At 68.2% G+C, this 22,342-nt stretch carries 19 protein-coding genes and 2 tRNA genes; 19 read left to right on the forward strand and 2 right to left on the reverse strand.

Annotated elements, in window-relative coordinates:
• Positions 1–17: 17 nt before the first annotated feature.
• The 7 genes from ASF60_RS11045 (at position 18) to ASF60_RS11075 (ending at position 4,807) form a co-directional block, all read left to right on the forward strand.
• Positions 18–830 carry an ABC transporter ATP-binding protein gene (locus ASF60_RS11045; RefSeq protein ID WP_056184496.1) on the forward strand — a complete coding sequence of 271 codons (813 nt, stop codon included), beginning with the start codon at positions 18–20 and terminating at the stop codon, positions 828–830.
• Positions 827–1,624, forward strand: a complete 798-nt coding sequence (locus ASF60_RS11050; RefSeq protein ID WP_056184390.1) for an ABC transporter ATP-binding protein — start codon at positions 827–829, stop codon at positions 1,622–1,624. The genes ASF60_RS11045 and ASF60_RS11050 overlap by 4 nt, the downstream gene beginning before the upstream one ends.
• Positions 1,625–1,626: 2 nt before the next feature.
• Positions 1,627–1,992 (forward strand): DUF6867 family protein, encoded by a 366-nt coding sequence (locus tag ASF60_RS11055; protein WP_056184393.1) that lies wholly within the window; start codon positions 1,627–1,629, stop codon positions 1,990–1,992.
• An 86-nt stretch (positions 1,993–2,078) separates the two neighbouring features.
• Positions 2,079–3,200: a branched-chain amino acid ABC transporter substrate-binding protein gene (locus tag ASF60_RS11060; protein WP_056184395.1), complete on the forward strand. Its 1,122-nt coding sequence runs from the start codon at positions 2,079–2,081 to the stop codon at positions 3,198–3,200.
• A gap of 202 nt (positions 3,201–3,402) precedes the next feature.
• Positions 3,403–3,603: a hypothetical protein gene (locus tag ASF60_RS11065; protein ID WP_056184397.1), complete on the forward strand. Its 201-nt coding sequence runs from the start codon at positions 3,403–3,405 to the stop codon at positions 3,601–3,603.
• A 184-nt stretch (positions 3,604–3,787) separates the two neighbouring features.
• Entirely contained in the window at positions 3,788–3,976 is a 189-nt protein-coding gene (locus ASF60_RS11070; protein WP_056184399.1) for a hypothetical protein, read from the forward strand.
• A gap of 189 nt (positions 3,977–4,165) precedes the next feature.
• Positions 4,166–4,807, forward strand: a complete 642-nt coding sequence (locus ASF60_RS11075; protein ID WP_056184401.1) for a DedA family protein — start codon at positions 4,166–4,168, stop codon at positions 4,805–4,807.
• Between the two features lie 245 nt (positions 4,808–5,052).
• Here ASF60_RS11075 and ASF60_RS11080 read toward each other — a convergent pair.
• A tRNA-Asn gene (locus ASF60_RS11080) sits at positions 5,053–5,128 on the reverse strand.
• 369 nt (positions 5,129–5,497) lie between these two features.
• On the opposite strand from ASF60_RS11080, the gene ASF60_RS11085 reads away from it, so the two are divergent.
• The 6 genes from ASF60_RS11085 (at position 5,498) to rsgA (ending at position 12,857) form a co-directional block, all read left to right on the forward strand.
• A tRNA-Cys gene (locus ASF60_RS11085) sits at positions 5,498–5,571 on the forward strand.
• 330 nt (positions 5,572–5,901) lie between these two features.
• Positions 5,902–6,552 carry a protein-L-isoaspartate O-methyltransferase family protein gene (locus ASF60_RS11090; RefSeq protein ID WP_056184403.1) on the forward strand — a complete coding sequence of 217 codons (651 nt, stop codon included), beginning with the start codon at positions 5,902–5,904 and terminating at the stop codon, positions 6,550–6,552.
• A 295-nt stretch (positions 6,553–6,847) separates the two neighbouring features.
• Positions 6,848–8,215: a TolC family outer membrane protein gene (locus ASF60_RS11095; protein WP_056184405.1), complete on the forward strand. Its 1,368-nt coding sequence runs from the start codon at positions 6,848–6,850 to the stop codon at positions 8,213–8,215.
• A 179-nt stretch (positions 8,216–8,394) separates the two neighbouring features.
• On the forward strand, positions 8,395–9,012 hold the full coding sequence (locus ASF60_RS11100; RefSeq protein ID WP_082507875.1) for a PopZ family protein: 618 nt from the start codon (positions 8,395–8,397) through the stop codon (positions 9,010–9,012).
• A gap of 106 nt (positions 9,013–9,118) precedes the next feature.
• Positions 9,119–11,851 (forward strand): valine--tRNA ligase, encoded by a 2,733-nt coding sequence (locus ASF60_RS11105; RefSeq protein WP_056184409.1) that lies wholly within the window; start codon positions 9,119–9,121, stop codon positions 11,849–11,851.
• A 7-nt stretch (positions 11,852–11,858) separates the two neighbouring features.
• Positions 11,859–12,857 carry a ribosome small subunit-dependent GTPase A gene (rsgA, locus tag ASF60_RS11110; RefSeq protein ID WP_056184411.1) on the forward strand — a complete coding sequence of 333 codons (999 nt, stop codon included), beginning with the start codon at positions 11,859–11,861 and terminating at the stop codon, positions 12,855–12,857.
• Between the two features lie 10 nt (positions 12,858–12,867).
• Here rsgA and purD read toward each other — a convergent pair whose 3' ends face one another.
• On the reverse strand, positions 12,868–14,151 hold the full coding sequence (purD, locus tag ASF60_RS11115) for a phosphoribosylamine--glycine ligase (RefSeq protein ID WP_056184412.1): 1,284 nt from the start codon (positions 14,149–14,151) through the stop codon (positions 12,868–12,870).
• Between the two features lie 461 nt (positions 14,152–14,612).
• Between purD and xseA the strand changes: the two genes are divergently transcribed.
• The 6 genes from xseA (at position 14,613) to sppA (ending at position 22,301) form a co-directional block, all read left to right on the forward strand.
• The gene (gene xseA, locus ASF60_RS11120) at positions 14,613–16,337 is read left to right on the forward strand and encodes an exodeoxyribonuclease VII large subunit (protein WP_056184498.1); all 1,725 of its coding nucleotides are present in this window, start codon (positions 14,613–14,615) and stop codon (positions 16,335–16,337) included.
• Positions 16,338–16,584: 247 nt separating this feature from the next.
• Positions 16,585–16,812 carry a DUF4170 domain-containing protein gene (locus tag ASF60_RS11125; RefSeq protein WP_056184414.1) on the forward strand — a complete coding sequence of 76 codons (228 nt, stop codon included), beginning with the start codon at positions 16,585–16,587 and terminating at the stop codon, positions 16,810–16,812.
• 148 nt (positions 16,813–16,960) lie between these two features.
• Positions 16,961–17,905, forward strand: coding sequence for a ribose-phosphate pyrophosphokinase (locus ASF60_RS11130; RefSeq protein WP_056097113.1), 945 nt, complete (start codon positions 16,961–16,963; stop codon positions 17,903–17,905).
• A gap of 224 nt (positions 17,906–18,129) precedes the next feature.
• Positions 18,130–18,840 (forward strand): DUF1013 domain-containing protein, encoded by a 711-nt coding sequence (locus ASF60_RS11135; protein WP_056184416.1) that lies wholly within the window; start codon positions 18,130–18,132, stop codon positions 18,838–18,840.
• 339 nt (positions 18,841–19,179) lie between these two features.
• A complete protein-coding gene (rpsA, locus tag ASF60_RS11140) occupies positions 19,180–20,910 on the forward strand; it encodes a 30S ribosomal protein S1 (RefSeq protein WP_056184418.1) in 1,731 nt (576 codons plus the stop codon).
• A 407-nt stretch (positions 20,911–21,317) separates the two neighbouring features.
• Positions 21,318–22,301 (forward strand): signal peptide peptidase SppA, encoded by a 984-nt coding sequence (gene sppA / locus ASF60_RS11145; RefSeq protein ID WP_056184420.1) that lies wholly within the window; start codon positions 21,318–21,320, stop codon positions 22,299–22,301.
• The last annotated feature ends 41 nt before the right edge of the window (positions 22,302–22,342 follow it).

Genomic DNA, 22,342 nt, shown 5'->3' on the forward strand with positions numbered 1-22,342 from the left:
TGGTCGACCACCTCACCATGCGGTTCGGCGGCCTCACCGCCGTGGGCGACCTGTCGTTCAAGGTCGGGCGCGGCGACATCACCGCGCTAATCGGTCCGAACGGCGCCGGCAAGACCACAGTCTTCAACTGCATCACCGGCTTCTACAAGCCGACCGAGGGCATGATCCGCTTGTCGCAGGCGGGTGGCGAGACCTATCTGCTGGAGCGCCTGCCGGGCCACGACGTCAACCGCCTCGCCCGGGTCGCCCGCACCTTCCAGAACATCCGGCTGTTCCCGCAGATGACCGTGCTGGAGAACCTGCTGGTGGCCATGCACAAGCCGCTGATGCGGGCCTCCGGCTTCTCGCTCGCGGGCATCCTCGGCCTGCCGGGCTATCGCCGCGCGCAGGATGAGGCCATCGCCAAGGCCGCCGGCTGGATCGAACGCATCGGCCTGACCCACCGGGCCGACGAGCCGGCGGGCGACCTGCCCTATGGCGACCAGCGCCGCCTGGAGATCGCCCGCGCCATGTGCACCGACCCGGTGCTGCTCTGCCTCGACGAGCCGGCGGCCGGCCTCAACCCGCGGGAATCGGCCGATCTCAACACCCTGCTGCGGATGATCCGCGACGAGTACGACACCTCGGTCCTGCTGATCGAGCACGACATGTCGGTGGTGATGCAGATCTCCGACCGCATCGTGGTGCTCGACTACGGCATCAAGATCGCGGACGGCACGCCGGACGAGATCCGCAACGACACCCGGGTGATCGCGGCCTATCTCGGCGTCGACGACGAGGAGGTGGCGGCGGTGGAAGCGGAAGTCGGTCTGGCGGGAACAACGGCATGAGCGTCGCGGGCATCAACGTGCTGGTGGACGAGACCCGCGCCCGGACGGGGAAGACCGACGGGGAGGGCGCGAAAGCGCCGCTGCTCAGCGTGCGCGGCGTCTCGGCCTATTACGGCAGCATCCGCGCCCTGAAGGGCGTCGACATCGACGTGCACGAGGGTGAGATCGTCGCCCTGATCGGGGCCAACGGGGCCGGCAAGTCGACCCTGATGATGACCATCTTCGGCCAGCCCCAGGCGCGCGAAGGCACCATCACCTTCGCGGGCCAGGACATCACGAAGCTGCCGACCCACGAGATCGCCCGGCTCAACCTGGCCCAATCGCCCGAAGGTCGGCGCATCTTCTCCCGCATGACGGTGCGCGAGAACCTGCAGATGGGCGCGGCCGTCAACGGCGGCAAGCACTTCGCCGAGGACCTCGAGCGCATGTGCACCCTGTTCCCGCGCCTGCGGGAGCGCATCGATCAGCGCGGCGGCACCATGTCGGGGGGCGAGCAGCAGATGCTCGCCATCGCCCGTGCCCTGATGAGCCGGCCGCGCCTGCTCATGCTCGATGAGCCCTCGCTCGGATTAGCGCCCCTGGTGGTCAAGCAGATCTTCTCCGCCGTGCGCGACCTCAACGCCCGCGAGGGCCTGACCGTGTTCATCGTCGAGCAGAACGCCTATCATGCCCTCAAGCTCGCGCATCGCGGCTACGTCATGGTCACGGGGGCGGTCACGATGAGCGGCACCGGTCAGGCGCTCCTCGACGACCCGCAGGTGAAGGCCGCCTACCTCGAGGGGGGATCGCATTGAGCATGGCCGATGGTTTCAGCCTCGATCTGCGTACCCTGGGCATCTTCCTCCTGATTACCGTGGCGATGGGGGGCGGTGCCGCCTGGATGACGGGCAGCGGACTCGCCCGCGGCTGGCGCCCGTTCTGGCACTGCGCCCTGGCCCTGCTGCTGATCGCGGCGGTGACGCGGTTCCTGCACTACGCGCTGTTCGAGGACCCGCTGCTGTCGCTTCCGGCCTATCTGGTCGACGCGGTGGTTGTCCTGGCCATCGGGGCCGTGGCCTATCGCTACACCCGCACCGGACAGATGACCCGGCAATATGCCTGGCTCTACGAGCGCACCGGACCGCTGAGCTGGCGGGACCGGACGAGCGCGCCGACGCCGTGACGGCGCGGCGCGAGACCACACCGCGTTTTGGCGACCGTACCGGCGAAGCGAACGCCCGGTCCGGCGCCTGAAGAGGGGAAACGAGCATGAAGTCACTGTTTTCAGCCGGTGTCGCCCTCAGCCTGATGCTGGCGGCAACCGCCGCTCAGGCCGAGATCAAGATCGGCGTCGTGGTTCCCGTCACCGGCCCGAACGCCGCCTTCGGTGCACAGATCAAGACCGGGGCCCAGCAGGCCATCGCCGACATCAACAAGGCCGGCGGCGTCAACGGCGAGAAGCTGGTGATGACAGTGGGCGACGACGCCTCCGACCCGAAGCAGGGCGTGTCGGTCGCCAACAAGTTCGCCTCCGAGGGCGTGAAGGCCGTGGTCGGCGCCTTCAACTCGGGCGTCTCCATCCCGGTCTCGGACGTGCTGCAGGAAGCCGGCATCGTCGAGGTCAGCCCGGCCTCCACGGCGATCAAGTATACCGAGCGCGGCAACTGGAACACCTTCCGCACCTGCGGTCGCGACGACCAGCAGGGCGCGGTGGCGGGCGCCTACCTCGCCGACAAGTTCAAGGGCAAGAAGATCGCCTTCGTCCACGACAAGACCCCCTACGGCAAGGGCTTGGCCGACGAGACCCTGAAGGCCCTCAAGGCCAAGGGTGGCACCAACGTGCTCTATGAGGGCATCAACCCGGGCGAAAAGGATTTCTCGGCTCTGGTCTCCAAACTGAAGCAAGCCAATGTCGATGTGGTCTATTTCGGTGGCCTCTACACCGAGGCGGGCCTGCTGATCCGCCAGATGCGCGACCAGAGCCTCAACGCACCGCTGATGGGGGGTGACGGCATCGCCGACCGCGAGTTCGCCCAGGTGGCGGGCCCGGGCTCCGACGGCACCCTGATGACCTTCTCGCCGGATGCCCGCAAGAATCCGAAGTCCAAGGCCACGGTCGACGCCTTCAAGGCGATCAACTTCGATCCCGAAGGCTACACGCTCTACTCCTACGCCGCCATGCAGATCCTGGCTGACGCGATGAAGGCGACGAAGTCGACCGACGGCCAGAAGGTCGCCGCCTACATGCACGAGGGCAAGCCCTTCAGCACGGTGATCGGCGACATCTCGTACGACAAGAAGGGCGACATCACCCGGCCGGACTACGTGATGTACATGTGGAAGAAGGGCGCCGACGGCTCCATCAACTACGCCGGCAACGAACAGCCGTAGGCCGGGACGCACCGACGGGGAGGCCGGGGGGAACGCATCCCCCGGCCTCTCCTATTTTCAGGGCCGACCATCGACACCACGCTTCCCCCGCGACCACGCGCGCACCCAATCCGCCGGGAACGGCGCCCACCGCCGGCCGGTTGGCTGAGAACGATCGCGAAGCGCCGGACAAGGCGCCGAGCCCTCATCAGTGGGAGCAGACATGTCGAACAAGCATCTGAAGACCGATGTCCCGAGCGATGCCGATCTCAAGGGCAATCCTGGCATCGGCGCATCGAAGGGCATGACGGGGCGCGACCCGGAGGACATCGCGGCGGATTCGACCTTCGAAGGCGATGTCGACAACGAGACCACGCCCGAGGGCGGGATCGACCCAAGCCATCGGCCGCGCAAGAACGCCTGACCACAAACCCGCTGCCGGATCTTCGATCGCGGCCCCCGCCGCGATCTCTCCGATGCGTGGTCGCGTCATCCCGCTACCGCATGGCAGATGCGCCGGAACCGGGCAGCGGCAGGATTCACGAATCCGTGTTCCTCAGGTACCCCAAGCTGTGCCTTATCCGCGGCACGCTGCTTGAGGAGCCTGGATGACCAAAGACGTGCAGCACGATCGCCCCGACTCGCCGCTCGCATCTGTCTCTGACGAGATTTTCCCGCAAACCCTCTCCCGAAAGCCGGACACGCCCGCCGACGACATCGCTTCCAATCCGGTCGCGTGTGAACCGCCCTCCACCTTCGACAGCGACAGCTTCGAGGGCTTCGGCTCCTTCGGTTGAGCCACGGCGTCCCGTTGCGAGCACGCGATGCGCGGTGGCTGCGGGACGCCTCCGACCGGGCGAGGGGCACCTCGCATCCGGATCGTCCCAAAGGATTCGGCGGTTTCCAGGCCTGTGGTGCCCCGTGTCAGCCCCGATCCCGCCACGTTCCCGCGCACAGTGCGCCCATCGCACCACCCGGGAATGCCGATGTCGTTTCTCTCAAATCTTCCAATTGCAGACCTGATCGCGAGCTATGGCTACATTGCGATCTTCGTCGTCATCGCTTTGGAAAGCGCTGGCGTGCCGTTGCCGGGCGAGACCATCCTGATTTCTTCGGCCGTCTATGCCGGCAGCACCGGCCACCTGCAGATCGGCCTGATCATCCTGGCCGCCGCGGCCGCCGCGATCCTTGGCGACAACCTCGGCTACTGGGTCGGTCGACGCTGGGGCATGCCGCTCCTGCTCCGCTACGGTCACCTCATCGCCCTCGATCACGGGCGGCTGAAGCTTGGCCAGTATCTCTTTCGCGAGCATGGCGGAAAGATCGTGTTCTTCGGCCGCTTCACCGCGATGCTGCGGGCCTACGCGGCCGTGCTGGCCGGGGTGAACAAGCTCGACGCCCGCCGCTTCCTGGTCTTCAACGGTCTCGGCGGCATCGCCTGGGCGACGATCATGGGGCTGGGATCGTATTATTGTGGCCGCTCGATCGAGCATATCGCCGGTCCCGTGGGCCTTGGCCTGCTCGCCGTGGTGATCTTCGGCGGCCTCGCCCTCTGGCTGTTCGTGCGCAAACACGAAACGCGCCTGCTCGCAGAGGCGGAGAGCGCGATTCCGGGCCCACTCACCTGATCGACGCGAGCTCGAGCGCCTTTGAAACCAACTTCGCCGGCTCTCGGGGCTGGCGAGGTTCGTCGTTCAAAGGACGAGCGCGAGACGCGTGACAGAGAGAAAAGGGTTCACGGAAACACCGCAACGGTGGCGCACGCGATGGGCGCTTCAAACCAACTGTTGCGAGTATGCAGGGCCAGATCTCACGATCGGCTCAACCGCTATAGCTGCCTCGTCAAGAGTACAGCCAAGTCTTGAAGAAAGATTGGCTCCCCGAGCAGGACTCGAACCTGCGACAAAGCGATTAACAGTCGCTTGCTCTACCAACTGAGCTATCGGGGACCGCGATCGGGGGTCTACACAGCGCTTCGCCGGGACGCAAGGGTGTCCGGACCGGTGATTTGACGATTCCGTCACATTTTTTGGCCGGTGCCCCGGGGCGCGGCCTGAAATTCCCGCGCCTTGGCCCGCGATCTGGCCCGCGATCTGGCCCGCGACTTGGGTAAGGGGCCGCGTCGGATTGGAAGCGGTGGATCGCAGCACCGGGTCGAAGCGGTTTGGGCCGAGTCGCGAAAGCGACCGCCTCCTAATTTGCGGAGATCGTCCAAAGGCCGTTGCCCTCACGCGGCGGGCTCTGCTAGAGACGCCTCTCCCCGAGCCGGCCGCCCGGACGGGGGTCGCCAAACGGGCCCTTCGGGGTCGCGCGACAGAGGCCTCGTGGCGGAGTGGTTACGCAGAGGACTGCAAATCCTTGCACGGGGGTTCGATTCCCTCCGAGGCCTCCAAAGTCGATTTCCCCCTTCATAGAGCTTCGCGATCACGTCCAGATCCGGGTCGCCCTCCCACGTGGGAAAGCCGAGCCCAGGCTCATAAGCGAAGGGTTCTTCCGCGAACGGTTCTCGCAAGAGCGGTTCGTCGCGCGTCCCCGGAGACGGAATGACGCCGGCGAAGCCGGATCGCACCGTCTCGGATCGTCGGACGGGCAGGGGCGTCGAGAACCTTGCGTTTTGGCAATCGATCCCCGACAACCCGCAAGCTTCGGCGTGGCCGCTCGGGCCGCCCGGAGGGATAGACCGGCGTCCGGCGTCGGCTCAGGGTCGAGGAAGACAGCTACCATGCTCGATTACGCGCAGGCTCGACGCCTCATGGTCGATTGTCAGTTGCGGACCTTCGACGTGAACGATGTCCCGGTCCTCGACGCCTTCGAGGAGATCGCCCGCGAGCGCTTCGTACCGCCCGGGCGCGAGGATTTCGCCTATATCGACCAGACCCTGCGGCTTGGCCCCTCGGGTCGGGCGATGCCGGCGCCGATGCTGCTGGCCCGGATGGTCCAGGCCCTGGCGATCCAGCCCGGCGAGACGGCGCTCGACGTGGCCACCGGCTACGGCTACGCCGCCGCGATCCTGGCACAGATCGGAGCCGAGGTGGTGGCCCTCGAATCCGATGCGGACCTTCTTGCCGGAGCCCGCGAGCGTCTGGCGGGCCAGGGCAGCATCACACTGGTCGAAGGCCCCCTCGACGCGGGGGCGGCGCAGTCCGCGCCCTACGACGCCATCCTAGTCAACGGCCGGGTGGAAACCCGCCCACAGGCCCTGCTCGACCAATTGAAGGATGGCGGTCGCCTCGTCTGCGTGATGGGGCAGGACCGGGCCGCCAAGGCGACTCTGTTCGTCCGCGCCGGAGAGGCCTTCGGTGCGCGTCCGCTCTTCGATGCCGCCCTGCCAGCCCTCGGTGCTTTCGCGGCCGAGGCCGATTTCGCGTTTTGATTCGCGCCTGACGAAGAGCCGCAACGCCTCGCATTCCTGACGCCCGCTCGAAATTCTCCTGGTTGTGTATTAAATCGGCACCAAACCCTGGGTAGTGTCGCTTTTTTACGGCACCGCACACGGATTCGTGCGGCGGACTGGAACCACCCGGTGCTCTGCCGGCCAAGGTCGGCTACTCTCCGCGCTGAGGCGGGCAATCCGGATTCGCGCTGTGGCGCGGTGACCATCTCGTATGGTCGTCCGGTTCATCTAGAAACCGCAAGGGTCGACGAGCGTGAGAGATTCGAAACCTGCGATGCGCACGAGGCTTCGGCCGATCGGCTTCGCCGTGCTGGCCCTCGCCGTGGCGAGCCCGGCCGGTGCCGAAACGCTGGAGAGCGCCCTGTCGCGGGCCTACGCGGCCAATCCCACTCTGAATTCGGGCCGCGCCGGCGTGCGTGCGACTGACGAGACCGTAGCGCAGGCCAAGTCCGGCTATCGTCCCACCGTCACCCTCGACGCCGATATCGGCCTTGCGCAGACGGACGGCCGAACATCTCGTATCCCGCTCAACCAGGTCACGCGGCCGGGCGGCGCGGGCCTTACGGTGAACCAGACCCTCTTCAACGGCTTTCGCACCGACAACCAGACCCGTCAGGCGGAATCGGACGTACTCCGCGTCCGGGAGGCGCTGCGCGCCACCGAGATGAACACCCTGTTCAATGCCGCCCAGTCGTACATGTTCGTTCTGAGCGATACGGCGAACCTCGAACTGCGCCGCAACAACGTCGAGGTGCTCGAGGAGCAGCTGCGTCAGACACGTGACCGCTTCAACGTCGGCGAAGTCACCCGCACCGACGTCGCCCAGGCCGAGGCACGCCTGGCTGGCGCACGCTCCGAGGTCAGCGGCGCCGAGGCCACCCTGCGTGCCAGCATCGGCAATTACCGCCGCTATATCGGCGTCGAGCCGCGCCAGCTCGCGCCCGGTCGGCCGCTGGACCGCTTCGTCCCGTCAAGCCTCGATACCGCCCTGAACATCGGCCTGAAGGAGCATCCGCAGATTCTCTCGGCACTGCATCTCGTCGATGTGTCCGAGGCTCAGGTAAAGGTTCTCGAAGGCGCGCTGTATCCCACCGCCGGCCTTCAGGGCTCGGTGCAGCAGCGTTACGACAACCAGTTCCCGGGCGACAACGCGGTCAGCGCCTCGATTGTCGGTCGCCTGTCCATCCCGCTCTACGAGGGCGGCCAGACCTACTCGCAGATTCGCCAGGCCAAGGAGACCGTGGGCCAGCGCCGGCTCGACGCCGAGGACACGCGCGATCAGGTCCGTTCGGCGATCGTCACCGCCTGGGGCCGGCTCGAAGCCGCCAAGGCGCAGGTCATCGCCTCTCAGGCGCAGGTGCAGGCAAACGAAGTGGCGCTGAACGGCGTGCGTGAGGAGGCCCGCGTCGGCCAGCGCACCACCCTCGACGTCCTCAACGCGCAACAGGAACTGTTGAACGCCCGCACCAACCTCATCATCGCCCAGCGCGATCGGGTGATCTTCTCCTACGGCGTGGTCCAGGCCGTCGGCCGCCTGACGGTGCGCTACACCGCGCTGCCCGTCGCGGTGTACAGCCCGAAGGAACACTTCGATCAGGTCAAGGACCTCTGGTACGGCGTGCGCACACCCGACGGCCGCTGACCTCCGAAAACCGGTCGCGAGCGCAGCAGCCCGCCGGAGCGGATCGGCTGCTGCGCATATCTGGATGCGATGCGGGCTTATCCCGCGTCGCGCGGCGGCCAGCGCTTGTATCGGGACGGGAGCGTGAAATACTCGCCCCCGTCATCAACCGTCCATCCCAGATCCCGAGCGTCGTCCGGATGAGTGCAGCGAGCCCCAAGGTGTTGGACAAGACGCAGGAACCCTCCATGGAGGAGATCCTGGCCTCGATCCGTCGCATCATCGCCGACGATCAGAATGCCAAGGCCGAGGTGAGCCCGCCGCAACCCTCCGTGCTCCAGCCCGAGAACGACGACGTGCTGGACCTCGCCGATGTGGCCAAGCCGGTGCGCCGGCCGGCCCCCATCGAGGAGCCCGAGATCGCGTTCCGCAAGGAGCCGATCGAGGACGGGCAGATCGATTTCGATGCAATCTCCTTCGATGACGACGAGCCGGAGCCCGAACCTCTTCCGCCGATCCGTGCCGCCGCACCCGTCGAGCCGCCGCGCCCCGCGCCGCAGCCCGCCATCCGCGAGCCCGATCCGGAGCCCGTCCCGACGCCGACGGAACGGCTGACCTCGGCCGTTACCGACGCCAGCGTCGCGCAGGCCTTTCATATGCTCTCGCACACCGTGATGAGCAGCCAGGCCCGAACCTTCGAGGATCTGGTGCAGGATATGCTCCGACCGATGCTGAAGGGGTGGCTCGACGAGAACCTGCCCGGCATGGTCGAACGGCTGGTCCGGGCCGAGATCGAGCGCGTGGCCAGAGGCCGCTGAGGACCGCTCCGGTCGAATGACCGGACTCGCGAGTTGACGCAGGGGCCGTGACGGGTTGAAAGCGGGCCAACCTCCGCTTTCTCCGACACGTGAACCGACCCCGCCCATGATGGACAAGACCTTCGACCCCGCCGCCGTCGAGGCGCGCATCGCCGCCGCCTGGGAAACCGGCGGTGCCTTCAAGGCCGGGCGACCCGAGCGGGCCGGGGCGAAGCCCTTCACCATGGTGATCCCGCCGCCGAACGTCACCGGCAGCCTCCATATGGGGCACGCCCTCAACAACACGCTCCAGGACATCCTCTGCCGCTTCGAGCGGATGCGAGGGCGTGACGTGCTCTGGCAGCCGGGCACCGACCATGCCGGCATCGCCACCCAGATGGTGGTGGAGCGTCGTCTGGCGGAGGCACAGGAGCCGGGCCGGCGCGAGATCGGCCGGGCCGCCTTCGTCGAGAAGGTCTGGGCCTGGAAGGCGGAATCAGGCGGGGCGATCGTCAACCAGTTGAAGCGCCTCGGCGCCTCCTGCGACTGGTCGCGCGAGCGCTTCACCATGGGCCTCTCGGGCGCGCCCGACGACCAGATGGTCCGCGCCGTCACACGCACCTTCGTCGACCTGCACGCGCAGGGGCTGATCTACCGCGACAAGCGCCTCGTGAACTGGGATCCGAAATTTCAGACCGCGATCTCGGACCTCGAAGTGCTCCAGATCGAGGTGAAGGGCCATCTCTGGCACTTCGACTACCCGGTCGTCGACGCGGCCGGCGCGGAGACGGGGGAGGTCATCACGGTCGCCACCACGCGGCCGGAAACGATGCTGGGCGACACCGCCGTCGCGGTTCATCCGGATGATGAGCGCTACACCCACCTCGTCGGCAAGCGGGTTCGCCTGCCGCTGGTCGGACGGCTGATCCCGATCATCGCCGACACCTATTCCGACCCCGAGAAGGGGACCGGTGCGGTCAAGATCACGCCAGCGCACGACTTCAACGACTTCGAGGTCGGCCGCCGAGCCGGCTGCACGCCGATCAACATTCTGGATTCGGAAGCTCGCATAAGTCTTGACGGTAACGCGGCTTTCCTAGCCGATGCGAACCCGGAGCCGGAAGCCCTCGCCCTGCATGGCCTCGATCGGTTCGAGGCCCGCAAGCGGGTCGTCGCCCTGATGGAAACACGCGAGCGCCTGCGGCTGATCGAGCCCAACACCCATGCGGTGCCGCACGGCGACCGCTCGAACGTGGTCATCGAGCCCTACCTCACGGACCAGTGGTACGTGAACGTGAAGCCCCTGGCCGAGCGCGCCCTGCAGGCGGTGCGCGACGGGAAAACCCGTTTCGTGCCCGAGAACTACGAGAAGACCTTCTTCCAGTGGCTTGAGAACATCGAGCCCTGGTGCATCTCGCGCCAGCTCTGGTGGGGCCACCAGATTCCGGTCTGGTACGACGAGGCTGGCGGCATCTACGTCGCGGCGAGCGAAGCGGAGGCGCAAGCACGGGCGGACGCGAAGCGCGGGGCGTCGGTGGCCCTGCGTCGTGATGAGGACGTCCTCGACACCTGGTTCTCCTCCGCCCTGTGGCCGTTCTCGACGCTGGGCTGGCCGGACGAGACGCCGGAACTCACGCGCTACTACCCGACCGACACGCTGGTGACCGGCAAGGACATCATCTTCTTCTGGGTCGCCCGGATGATGATGCTCGGCCTGCACGTGACCGATCGGGTGCCGTTCTCGACGGTCTACCTCCACACGCTGGTGCGCGACGCCTCCGGCGCCAAGATGTCGAAGTCGAAGGGCAACGTCGTCGACCCACTCGGCCTGATCGACCAGTACGGCGCCGATGCCCTGCGTTTCACGCTCGCGGCGATGGCCGCGCAGGGGCGGGACATCAAGCTCGCAGTCAACCGGGTCGAGGGGTATCGCAACTTCGCGACCAAGCTCTGGAACGCCTCGCGCTTCGCCGAGATGAACGGCTGCATGCTGCGCCCCGATTACCGGCCCGAGGACGCCGCCGAGACCCTGAACCGCTGGGCGCTCGGCGAAGCCGCGCGGGCGGTCGCCGAAGTGACGGCGGCCCTCGAGGCCTACCGCTTCAACGATGCGGCGGCGGCGGCCTACCGGTTCGTCTGGAACATCTTCTGCGACTGGTATCTGGAACTGGCCAAGCCCGTCCTCCAGGGGGAGGGCGTCGCAGCGGCAGCGAAGGCCGAGACGCAGGCGACGGTGGCGTTCCTGATCGACCAGATCGCCAAGCTGCTGCATCCGTTCATGCCGTTCCTCACCGAGGAACTCTGGGCCATCAAGGGCGAGGGCATCGCGGATCGCGGCCTCCTCGCCCTGACGCCCTGGCCCGACCTCGCCGCGCTGAACGATTCGGATTCGGAAGCCGAGATCGGCTGGCTGGTCGATCTCGTTTCCGAGATCCGCTCGGCACGTTCGGAGACCAACGTACCGGCGGCGGCCCAGATTCCCCTCGTGGTGGTGGGAGCCGACGAGGCCTTGCGGGCCCGCGCCACACGCTGGGGCGACACTCTGGTGCGTCTTGCACGACTCTCCGAGATCCGCTTCGCGGAGGCAGCGCCGAAAAACTCCGTGCAGTTGCTGGTGCGCGGCTCGGTGGCGGCCCTGCCCCTCGAGGGCATCGTCGATCTCGGTGCCGAGGTCGCGCGCCTGAAGAAGGAGGCGGCGAAAGCCACCGCCGAGATCGCCAAGATCGAGGGCAAGCTCGGCAATGCCGACTTCCTCGCCCGTGCGCCCGATGAGGTGGTGGACGAGCAGCGCGAGCGCCGGGACGGGGAGGCCGCCCGCCTGGAGAAGATCACGGAGGCGCTGACGCGTCTCGCCGGTTGAGGGCGTCGTGAAGACCGCCCACACCCTCGCCGAACTCGGCTGGTCCGCATTCTTCGCGGACCAGTGCCGCACGGACGAGGCTGCCTTGCTGCCACAGCGCGTCGCCACCGTGCATCGCGCCCGCATGGGTGCCCTCTCCAAGGCAGGGCCGGCGAAGCTCATGCTGCCGGTCCACACCAACACCGGCGACTATGCCGTGGGCGACTGGGTTCTCGTCGAAGCGGGCACGCAGATGCTGCGCCGCCGCCTGGAGCGGCGCACCGTGCTGGAGCGGCGGCGCGAGGGCAGCGTAGCGCCGCAGCTCGCGGCGGCCAATGTCGACGCGCTCTTCATCGTCACCTCCTGCAACGCGGATTTCAATCCGACCCGCCTGGAGCGTTACCTCGCCCTGGCCAACCAGGGTGGACCCAAGCCCGTCATCGTCCTGACCAAGGCGGATGTCGCGGAGGATGCGGAGCGCTACCGTCGCGAGGCCATGGCGCTGCAGCGGGACCTTGCCGTGGTTCTGGTGAACCCCCGTGAGCCCGACGCGGCGACACATCTCGAGCCCTGGTGCGGTCCGGGCCGGACCGTCGCGGTGGTGGGCTCGTCGGGTGTCGGCAAGTCGACCCTCGTGAACACCCTGGCGGGCCCGGACCACGCGGCACCGCAGGCAACGGGCGGCATCCGGGAACACGATGCCAAAGGGCGGCATACCACCACCAGCCGCTCGCTCCACGCCATCGCGGGGGGCGGCTGGGTCATCGATACACCGGGCATCCGCTCGCTTCAGCTCGGCGACGCAGCCGAGGGGCTGGAGACGCTGTTCGCCGAGATCACCGAACTGGCCCCGGCTTGCCGCTTCCGCGACTGCACCCATGCCCATGAGCCCGGCTGCGCCGTTCAGGCTGCCGTGGCGGAGGGCCAGCTCGATCCGGATCGGGTCGCACGCTGGCGTATCCTGCGGGCCGAGAACCGAGGCAACACAGTGGTTCCAACGGGCCCACGCGGCAACAAGCGGCGCTGACGGCCGGCGGTCAGATCCCGCCGCCCGCGACCTCGCGGGCTACGGCCCGGCGGCCGATGTCGCGGCGGCAGAAGCCCTCCGGCCAGTCGATCCGGGCCACCGCCGCGTAGGCGCGGGCCTGGGCCTCCATCATGCTCTCGCCGAGCGCGGTGACGGCGAGCACCCGGCCGCCATCGGCGAAGAGCCGCCCGTCCTCAGCACGGGTGCCGGCCTGGAACACCAGGATGTCGTCGCTCTGGCCCGCCGCGGCGAGGCCCCGGATCTCCGACCCGCGCAGGACCGTGCCGGGATAGCCCGCCGCCGCCATGACCACCGTGAGGGCCGCGCGTCGCAGGTCGAATTCGAGGGCGATCCCGGACACGTCGCCCTCGCAGGCCGCCAGCAGGGCGGGCACCAGGTCCGAGGCGAGGCGAGGCATCAGCACCTGGGCCTCCGGGTCACCGAAGCGGGTGTTGTACTCGATCAGCTTCGGACCATCGGCGGTCAGCATCAGACCGGCATAGAGGATGCCGGTGAAGGGGGTACCGCGCGCGCGCATGCCGTCCAGCGTCGGAGTGATGATGGTGTCCATCACCTCCTGCTCCAGGGCCGGCGTCAGGATGGTGGCCGGGGAATACGCGCCCATGCCCCCGGTATTCGGGCCGCGGTCCCCGTCGAAAACGCGCTTGTGGTCCTGGGCCGTGCCCACCGGCACCGCACGGGTGCCGTCGCAGAGGGCGAAGAAGCTCGCCTCTTCGCCGAACAGGCATTCCTCGATCACGATCTCGGCGCCGGGCTCCTCGAACAGGGCGCGCACCGCGCTTTCCGCCTGATCCCGGGTCTCGGCCACGACCACGCCCTTGCCGGCGGCAAGACCGTCGGCCTTCACCACGATGGGGGCGCCGTGCTCGGCGAGGTAGGCCAGAGCAGGCTCGAGAGCCTGGAAGCGGGCGAAGGCGGCGGTCGGGATGCCGACCTCGGCGCAGAGATCCTTGGTGAAACCCTTCGACCCTTCGAGCTGCGCGGCGGCCTGGGTCGGGCCGAACACCCGGACGCCCGCCGCCTGGAGGTCGTCGACGAGGCCTGCCACCAGGGGCGCCTCCGGCCCGACCACGACGAGGCCGATGCGCTCGGATTCACAGAAAGCGCGGACCGCCGCATGATCGGAGACGGCGAGGTCCGGCCGGTTCTCACCGAAATCAGCCGTGCCGGGATTGCCCGGTGCGGTGAACAGTCGGCTGCAGAGGGGGCTCTTGGCGATGGCGTAGGCCAGGGCGTGTTCGCGCCCACCCGAGCCGATGAGGAGGATGTTCATGGGGGTGATGTTCCCCAAAAGCCGTTCGTTGAAAAGGCCGATTTACCGCTAAGACCGTCAATGTACACGGGAAGCGCTCTGCGGAAGGGGGGGAGGGCCGTACTCTCGCCGCAGAACCGAGATCCAATGGCATCGGTTCTCATCCTTTGGCGTGGAACGAACGAACCGGAGTCACGTTGTGACAATCATGCCAGGCTGTCGCAAATCCGTTCCGTATTTGATGGCGCCGCCTCCGACCCGAGGCGTCAGTGCCTCACATTACTTGACACGGGGCCGTGTGCCGGTGCGGGCGTGCAACGACAATCACAGCCTCGACGCACTGCCGATCTGGCGGATGGCCTTGGCGATCTGCGCTGTTCCAGTCGCTTCCGTCCTGGTGATCCTGTCGATTCTGATGTGACCCGGCGGCGAACGCGCTACCTACTTTACCTGGGGCTATGCCGGGCCTAGCGTCCGCCGCCATGGCCGTACCCCCTCCGCCTGCCAAAGCTGCCGCATCGTCCGGCCCAGTGTCCAACGTGCCCGAATGGTCGGTCGGCGACCTCGCCTCCGCCCTGAAGCGAACGCTGGAGGATGCCTTCGGCCATGTTCGGCTGCGCGGCGAAATCTCGGGTTTTCGCGGCCAGCACAGCTCCGGTCACGCCTACTTCTCGCTGAAGGACGGCTCGGCGCGCATCGATGCGGTGGTCTGGAAGGGCACCTTCAACCGCCTGCGGCAGCGGCCTCAGGAAGGGCTTGAGGTCGTTGCCACCGGCCGGATCACGACCTTCCCGGGCAAGTCCTCCTACCAGATCGTCATCGAAACCCTGGAGCCGGCCGGCATCGGGGCCTGGATGGCATTGCTGGAGGAGCGCAAGCGGGTGCTGGCGGCCGAGGGCCTGTTCGCCTCCGAGCGCAAGCGGCCGATCCCCTACTTGCCCCGCATCGTCGGGGTGGTGACCTCGCCCACCGGCGCCGTCATCCGCGACATCCTGCACCGGCTCGCAGACCGCTTCGCCCGGCCCGTTCTGGTCTGGCCGGTGCGGGTGCAGGGCGAGGGGGCGGCTGAGGAGATCGCGGCGGCGATCCGGGGCTTCAACGCCCTGGTGCCCGGGGGCGCGATCCCGCGTCCCGAGGTCCTCATCGTGGCGCGGGGCGGCGGTTCGATCGAGGATCTGTGGGCCTTCAACGAGGAATGCGTGGTGCGCGCAGCCTCGGAGTCGGAGATTCCGCTGATCTCGGCGGTGGGCCACGAGACCGACACCACCCTGATCGACTTCGTTTCCGACCGGCGGGCACCGACCCCGACAGGGGCCGCCGAGATGGCGGTTCCGGTGCGGGCCGACCTGGTGGCCGAGGTGGTCGACCTCGGGCGGCGCCAGCGCGAGGCGGTTCAGCGCCGTCTCGACCGGGAGCGCAGCGACCTGCGCGCCCTGGTGCGGGCGATGCCGGATGTCGACGCCTTCCTGGCTGGCAAGCGCCAGCGCCTCGACCTCGCCGAGGCCCGGCTCGGACCGGCTCTCGCGGGCAATGCCCGGGTGTTCCGGCTCCGCGTGGCGCGCCTCGTGGAGCGCTTCGCCCGGCACCCGCCGACCCTGGCTCTGGCGCAGGCGCAGGGCCGGCTGGCCCGGATCGGCGAGCGGCCCGGCGCCGCGCTGCGCCATGACGTGGCGCGAAAAGGCGAGGGATTGTCGTACCTTGGCCGTCGCCTCGTGTTGGCCCGCGAGGGTACCCTCGGGCGGGCCCGGACGGAGCAGGCGCGCAGCCGCGACCGCCTCGGCGCGCTGCAGGCCCGCCTCGTCCAGGCCGGGGACCGCCTGACCGAGCGCCGGGCGGACCGGCTGGCCGGGCTGGCGGGTTTGCTCGGATCGCTGAGCTACCGGGCCGTGCTGGCCCGGGGCTACGCCCTGGTGCGGGACGCCGAGGGCCGGCCGGTCCGCATCGCCGCGCAGGCCACGCCGGCGATGACCCTCGAATTCGCCGATGGATTCGTCGACGTGCGACGCGATGAAATACAACGAGGGTTTCGTCACGGTCACGGCGATTCGGGCTCCCCGCGCGCACCGGACCCGGCCGACGCGGGCCTGGACCCCGCGCCGCGAAAATCCGCCGCGAAACGGGCCCCGCCCCGGAAGAAGGGCGCCGCCCAGGAGCCGCAGCCGGAGGTCGCCGCCGCGACCCGGCAGGGGACCCTGTTCGAACTCTGACCGGATGACCGGAGCGGTGGCCGGGGCGCAACGCCGGCGGTGGCATGCGTCGGCCGGGGAGGACCTGCGTGTTCCGCGGCACCCGCAGCGGGTTGACGAACCGGGCGGGGTTTGCGACCGCACCGGCAGCACGGCATGGCGCATGCCTGCGGGGATTTTGCCTGATCGGGGACTTAGCCCGATCGGGAGCCCGCCTCGCGGGACACCCGGCGGGATGCGGCCGCGGCCAGGCGGCAGGAGAGGCGGAATGACGACGACGATCGACAGCGCACAGAAGCTCCACCTCGTCTTCGGAGGCGAGCTGGAGAACCTGGACGGCGTGAACTTCCGCGACGTGAAGGATCTCGACATCGTCGGCATCTTTCCCGACTACGCCTCGGCGCAGACGGCCTGGAAGGCCAAGGCACAATCGACGGTTGATAGCGCCCAGACGCGCTACTTCATCGTGCACCTGCACAGCCTGCTCGAGCCCTGAGACCCGCGACCTGGCCTCGTAATCCAGGTGAAGGCTGCGTGAAGGCATTGTGACGCCCCGGTCGCGGCTGGTATGAGCGCGACAGCGAGGGCTTGCCCGAAGCGACGACGGGACGCCCCCCCAAGGATCGCGAGATGAAGACCCCGGTATGAAGTCCTCGATCAAGATCATTGCCGGCAATGCGAGCCGGCCATTGGCCGAGGCGATCGCGGCCTATCTCGAATTGCCGCTGGCCAAGTGCATGGTCCGGCGCTTCGCCGATATGGAGATTTTCGTCGAGCTCCAGGAGAACGTGCGCGGCGAGGACGTGTTCATCGTCCAGTCGACCTCGTTCCCGGCCAACGATCACCTGATGGAACTGCTCATCATGATCGATGCGGCGCGGCGCTCCTCGGCCCGGCGCATCACCGCGGTGATCCCGTATTTCGGCTATGCCCGCCAGGACCGGCGCACCTCCGGCCGCACGCCGATCTCGGCCAAGCTGGTGGCCAACCTGATCACCGAGGCCGGCGCCGACCGTGTCATGACCCTCGATCTCCATGCCGGGCAGATCCAGGGCTTCTTCGACATCCCGACCGACAACCTGTTCGCCGCTCCCGTGAAGGTGCGCGACATCAAGGAGCGGCTCGACCCCAAGGACTGGATGGTGGTGTCGCCCGACGTCGGCGGTGTGGTCCGCGCCCGCGCCATCGCCAAGCGCATCGACGCCACCCTGGCGATCGTCGACAAGCGCCGCGAGCGCCCCGGCGAATCCGAGGTGATGAACATCATCGGCGAGGTCGAGGGCCGCTCCTGCATCCTCGTCGACGACATCGTCGATTCGGGCGGCACGCTGGTGAACGCCGCCGAAGCCCTGCTCAACGCCGGCGCCAAGGACGTCTCCGCCTACATCACGCACGGGGTGCTCTCGGGCGGCGCGGTCTCGCGCATCGCCGCCTCGCGGATGAAGGAACTGGTGATCACCGATTCGATCCAGCCGACGCAGGCGGTCAAGCTCGCCCGCAACATCCGGGTCGCCACCATCGCGCCCCTGCTGGGCGAGGCCATCGGCCGGACCGCGACCGAATCGAGCGTGTCGAGCCTGTTCACCTGAGGCGCGGCCCCCGGAGAAATCCCGAACCGCTTTCACGGCCGTGCCCGATCCTGCGGGTGCAGCGGATCGCAATTGCCTTGACCCCACGGAAACCTGTATAGACGGCGCTTCCCTATTGCAGCGTTGAGACGGGATGCTGCCGGCCACTCTCGGGCCGGAGCGAGCGACGCCCTGTCGGCGGCGCCCCGATGACCCGTCCCGCCCGAACCTGTTGGAGTAGCCCGATGTCCCAAGGCCCGCTGATGCCGAAGGCCACCGCCGTGTGGCTGGTGGAGAACACCTCGCTGGCCTTCGAGCAGATCGCCGATTTCTGCAAGCTGCACCCCCTCGAGGTGAAGGGCATCGCCGATGGCGAAGTCGCGGCCGGCATCAAGGGCCTCGATCCGATCACCACGGGCCAGCTCACCCGCGACGAGATCGAGAAGGCGCAGAAGAGCCCGAACTACAAGCTCAAGGTCGCGGTCTCGAAGGTGAAGCTGCCCGAGGTCAAGCGCACCACCAAGGGTCCGCGCTACACGCCCCTGTCGCGGCGCCAGGACCGGCCCAACGCCATCCTGTGGCTGCTGCGCAACCACCCCGAACTCAAGGATGCGCAGATCATCCGCCTCGTCGGCACCACCAAGTCGACGATCCAGCAGATCCGCGAGCGCACCCACTGGAACTCCGCCTCGCTGCAGCCGATGGACCCGGTGACCCTCGGCCTCTGCACGCAGATCGACCTCGATTTCGAAGTCCAGCGCTCGGCCAAGGATCGTCCGGCCAACATGCCGGTGGACGGCGGCGCCACGCTGCTGCCGACCGAGGTCTCGACCGCCACCGACTACACCGAGTCCGACGAGCACCACCGCACCGCCCGCGACGAGAAGCTCAACGCCGATTCGGTGTTCGCCAAGCTCAAGGGCATGCGCAGCACCGAGGACGACGACGAGGACTGACACGTCCCGTACGCGCCGTGCCGACCGATCCCCGCAGCCTGGCCGCGGGGATTTTTCGTTTCCGAGACCGAAGCGGCCCGGGCGCCTGGCCAGTTGCCGGATGACCGGCAATCGGCTATGCAACCGCCGTTCTCCGATCGGAATCGACGAGTCTCGGCAGGGTTCTGCCGGGCCGCGTCCCCGTTGGAGGACCGCTCTCGACCATCGCTTGAGAATGCGTCGGCCCTCCTTCGGGAGGTTGAGCCCGTCGGGTCCAGGACCCCGGGCGGCGACGTCGAGGGTGTCCCGTCACACGAGCCGCCGATGCCGGCCTCCCGATGAGGCCTGTCAGGAGACAGAATGACTGCTGGTAACGCCCTACAGCGTAGCCCGAGCCGCGACGATTTCGCAGCTCTTCTCGAGGAGTCCTTCCTCGAACACGAGATCACCGAAGGGTCCGTCGTCAAGGGTCGCGTCGTCGCGATCGAGAAGGACGTGGCCGTCATCGACATCGGCGCCAAGACGGAAGGCCGTGTCGCTCTCAAGGAATTCAACGGCCCCGGCCGCGAAGGCGAACTCGCCGTCGGCGACGAGGTCGAGGTCTATGTCGACCGCATCGAGAATGCGCTCGGCGAGGCCGTCATCTCGCGCGACAAGGCGCGCCGCGAGGAGAGCTGGGTCAAGCTCGAGAAGGCCTTCGAGGCCAACGAGCGCGTCACCGGCGCGATCTTCAACCAGGTCAAGGGCGGCTACACCGTCGATCTCGACGGCGCCGTGGCGTTCCTGCCGCGCTCCCAGGTCGATATCCGCCCCGTGCGCGACGTCACCCCGCTGCTGGGTACCCCGCAGCCGTTCCAGATCCTCAAGATGGATCGCCGCCGCGGCAACATCGTCGTGTCGCGCCGGACCGTCCTCGAGGAGAGCCGCGCCGAGCAGCGCTCCGAGCTGGTGGCCAACCTCGAGGAAGGCCAGGTCATCGACGGCGTCGTCAAGAACATCACCGAATACGGTGCGTTCGTCGACCTCGGCGGCATCGACGGCCTGCTCCACGTCACCGACATGGCATGGCGCCGCGTGAACCATCCGTCCGAGGTCGTGACCATCGGCCAGACGGTCAAGGTCAAGATCATCAAGATCAACCACGAGACCCACCGCATCTCGCTCGGCATCAAGCAGCTGCTCGCCGATCCGTGGGAGGGCATCGCCCAGCGCTACCCGGTCGACGCCAAGCTCAAGGGCCGCGTGACCAACATCACCGATTACGGCGCCTTCGTGGAGCTGGAGCCGGGCATCGAAGGCCTGATCCACGTCTCCGAGATGTCCTGGACGAAGAAGAACGTCCACCCGGGCAAGATCGTCTCCACCTCGCAGGAAGTGGAAGTGCAGATCCTCGAAGTCGATCCGGTCAAGCGCCGCATCTCGCTCGGCCTCAAGCAGACCCTCCAGAACCCCTGGGAGGCCTTCGCCCAGCAGCATCCGGTGGGCTCCGAGGTCGAGGGCGAGGTCAAGAACAAGACCGAGTTCGGCCTGTTCATCGGCCTCGACGGCGATGTCGACGGCATGGTCCACCTGTCGGATCTCGACTGGAACCGTCCCGGCGAGCAGGTCATCGAGGAGTTCAAGAAGGGCGACATGCTGCGCGCCCAGGTTCTCGACGTCGATGTCGAGAAGGAGCGCATCTCGCTCGGCGTGAAGCAGCTCGGCGGCGACCCCTTCACGGAAGCCGGTGACCTCAAGAAGGGTCAGATCGTGACCTGCGAAGTGGTGGACGTGAAGGATTCGGGCGTCGACGTGAAGATCGTCGACACCGACCTGACGACCTTCATCCGCCGGGCCGAGTTGGCCCGCGACCGTGGCGACCAGCGCCCCGAGCGCTTCGCCGCCGGCGAGAAGTTCGACGCCCGCGTGATCCAGTTCGACCGCAAGGCGCGCCGGGTCCAGCTCTCGATCAAGGCCCTCGAGATGGCCGAAGAGAAGGAGGCGATGGCCCAGTTCGGTTCGACCGATTCGGGTGCCTCGCTCGGCGAGATCCTCGGCGCGGCCTTCAAGAAGGCCCGCACCAGCGACGACAAGGACGAGTCGCAGGACTAAGCCTAGCGCGTGCCCCGGTCCTTCGGGACCGGGGCATCCGTCTCTCTCTTCGACGCCCGCGCGGGATCGCTTCCCGCGCGGGCGTCTTCGTATGCGCCCCGTCGCCGGATGGCCGGCCGCCCCCGCGACAGGCGCGACCGCCCCGGCCAGACGCCGCCCCGCAGGCCCCGCGACCTGCCCTCTTGTGGGTCCGGGCCGGGCAGCGCTAGAACACGGACCGAGGATGGTTTGCCCCGGGGTTTGCCCTAAGGACGCGTGACGCGACAAAGGCTTGGTGCAAATCGGCGGGGAGTGTGGGACAAGGATCGCCCGACGCGCGGAGGCGAGTCGGTGCGGGTCCCGCATCCGAACCCGGGCCTGAAAAACAATCCGCCGGTTCAGCCGGCGCGAGGGAGCAGAACCAGCGCATGGCCGCGGATGCCGAACTTCTGATCGATCGCCGGCGCCTGCGCCGCAAGCTGTCCCTCTGGCGGGTGCTCGGCATCGGCGGCCTCGTGGTCGCCGTGGGCGCGGTCGGCCTGCGGGTCCGCAGCGGCGACACCTTCGGCCTCGGCGGTCTGCGCCCGCAGATCGCCCGGATCTCGATCGGCGGCTTCATCGCCGGCAGCGAATCGACCACCAAGCTGATCGAGCGCGTGCGCGACGACGCCGCGGTCAAGGGCGTGGTGGTGTCGATCTCCTCGCCGGGCGGCACCACCACCGGCTCCGAGGAACTCTACCGCAACCTGCGCGCGCTCGCCGAGAAGAAGCCCATGGTGGCCTTCGTCGACGGCACGGCGGCGTCGGGCGCCTACATCGCGGCGATCGCGGCGGACCACATCGTGGCGCGCGAGACCGCGCTCGTCGGCTCCATCGGCGTGCTGTTCCAGTATCCGGACCTGTCGGGCCTGCTCGACAAGGTCGGGGTCAAGGTCGAGTCGGTGAAGTCGGCGCCGCTCAAGGCCGAGCCCTCGGGCTTCACCCCGACTTCGCCCGAGGCCCGCGCGGCGCTCGCCGCCGTGGTGGGCGACACCTACGGGTGGTTCAAGGGCCTGGTGGCCGACCGGCGCAAGATGTCCGACACGGAACTCGCCACCGTCTCGGACGGACGGGTGTTCAGCGGCCGCCAGAGCGTGCCCCTGAAGCTCGTCGACGGCCTCGGCGGCGAGCGGCAGGCGGTCGCCTGGCTCGAGTCGCAGAAGGGCGTGGAGAAGAACCTGCCGGTGCTGGACTGGGAACCCGCCAAGAAGAGCGATTTCCGCCTGTGGTCGGCCCTCGGCCTCGGGGCCGATCTGATCGGGCTCGACGGCCTCGCCGCCCGCCTGCGCCAGGTCGGCGACGAGACGGCGGGGCTGGCTCAGGGCGGCCTCCTGGTGCTGTGGCGGCCCGGCCCCGCCGAGGCGGCCCGCTGAGGGTCCGCGCCCCGTCTTTCGTGCATGATTTCGTGAAGGCC

The sequence above is a fragment of the Methylobacterium sp. Leaf113 genome, assembly GCF_001423325.1.
Classification (GTDB): domain Bacteria; phylum Pseudomonadota; class Alphaproteobacteria; order Rhizobiales; family Beijerinckiaceae; genus Methylobacterium.

Bases quoted from the DNA above. Each gene is read 5' to 3' on its own strand.
- ASF60_RS11045 (WP_056184496.1), top strand. From the start codon at position 18: ATGCGGTTCGGCGGCCTCACCGCCGTGGGCGACCTGTCGTTCAAGGTC.
- ASF60_RS11050 (WP_056184390.1), top strand. From the start codon at position 827: ATGAGCGTCGCGGGCATCAACGTGCTGGTGGACGAGACCCGCGCCCGG.
- ASF60_RS11055 (WP_056184393.1), top strand. From the start codon at position 1,627: ATGGCCGATGGTTTCAGCCTCGATCTGCGTACCCTGGGCATCTTCCTC.
- ASF60_RS11060 (WP_056184395.1), top strand. From the start codon at position 2,079: ATGAAGTCACTGTTTTCAGCCGGTGTCGCCCTCAGCCTGATGCTGGCG.
- ASF60_RS11065 (WP_056184397.1), top strand. From the start codon at position 3,403: ATGTCGAACAAGCATCTGAAGACCGATGTCCCGAGCGATGCCGATCTC.
- ASF60_RS11070 (WP_056184399.1), top strand. From the start codon at position 3,788: ATGACCAAAGACGTGCAGCACGATCGCCCCGACTCGCCGCTCGCATCT.
- ASF60_RS11075 (WP_056184401.1), top strand. From the start codon at position 4,166: ATGTCGTTTCTCTCAAATCTTCCAATTGCAGACCTGATCGCGAGCTAT.
- ASF60_RS11090 (WP_056184403.1), top strand. From the start codon at position 5,902: ATGCTCGATTACGCGCAGGCTCGACGCCTCATGGTCGATTGTCAGTTG.
- ASF60_RS11095 (WP_056184405.1), top strand. From the start codon at position 6,848: ATGCGCACGAGGCTTCGGCCGATCGGCTTCGCCGTGCTGGCCCTCGCC.
- ASF60_RS11100 (WP_082507875.1), top strand. From the start codon at position 8,395: ATGAGTGCAGCGAGCCCCAAGGTGTTGGACAAGACGCAGGAACCCTCC.
- ASF60_RS11105 (WP_056184409.1), top strand. From the start codon at position 9,119: ATGATGGACAAGACCTTCGACCCCGCCGCCGTCGAGGCGCGCATCGCC.
- purD (WP_056184412.1), bottom strand. From the start codon at position 14,151: ATGAACATCCTCCTCATCGGCTCGGGTGGGCGCGAACACGCCCTGGCC.
- xseA (WP_056184498.1), top strand. From the start codon at position 14,613: ATGGCCGTACCCCCTCCGCCTGCCAAAGCTGCCGCATCGTCCGGCCCA.
- ASF60_RS11125 (WP_056184414.1), top strand. From the start codon at position 16,585: ATGACGACGACGATCGACAGCGCACAGAAGCTCCACCTCGTCTTCGGA.
- ASF60_RS11130 (WP_056097113.1), top strand. From the start codon at position 16,961: ATGAAGTCCTCGATCAAGATCATTGCCGGCAATGCGAGCCGGCCATTG.
- ASF60_RS11135 (WP_056184416.1), top strand. From the start codon at position 18,130: ATGTCCCAAGGCCCGCTGATGCCGAAGGCCACCGCCGTGTGGCTGGTG.
- rpsA (WP_056184418.1), top strand. From the start codon at position 19,180: ATGACTGCTGGTAACGCCCTACAGCGTAGCCCGAGCCGCGACGATTTC.
- sppA (WP_056184420.1), top strand. From the start codon at position 21,318: ATGGCCGCGGATGCCGAACTTCTGATCGATCGCCGGCGCCTGCGCCGC.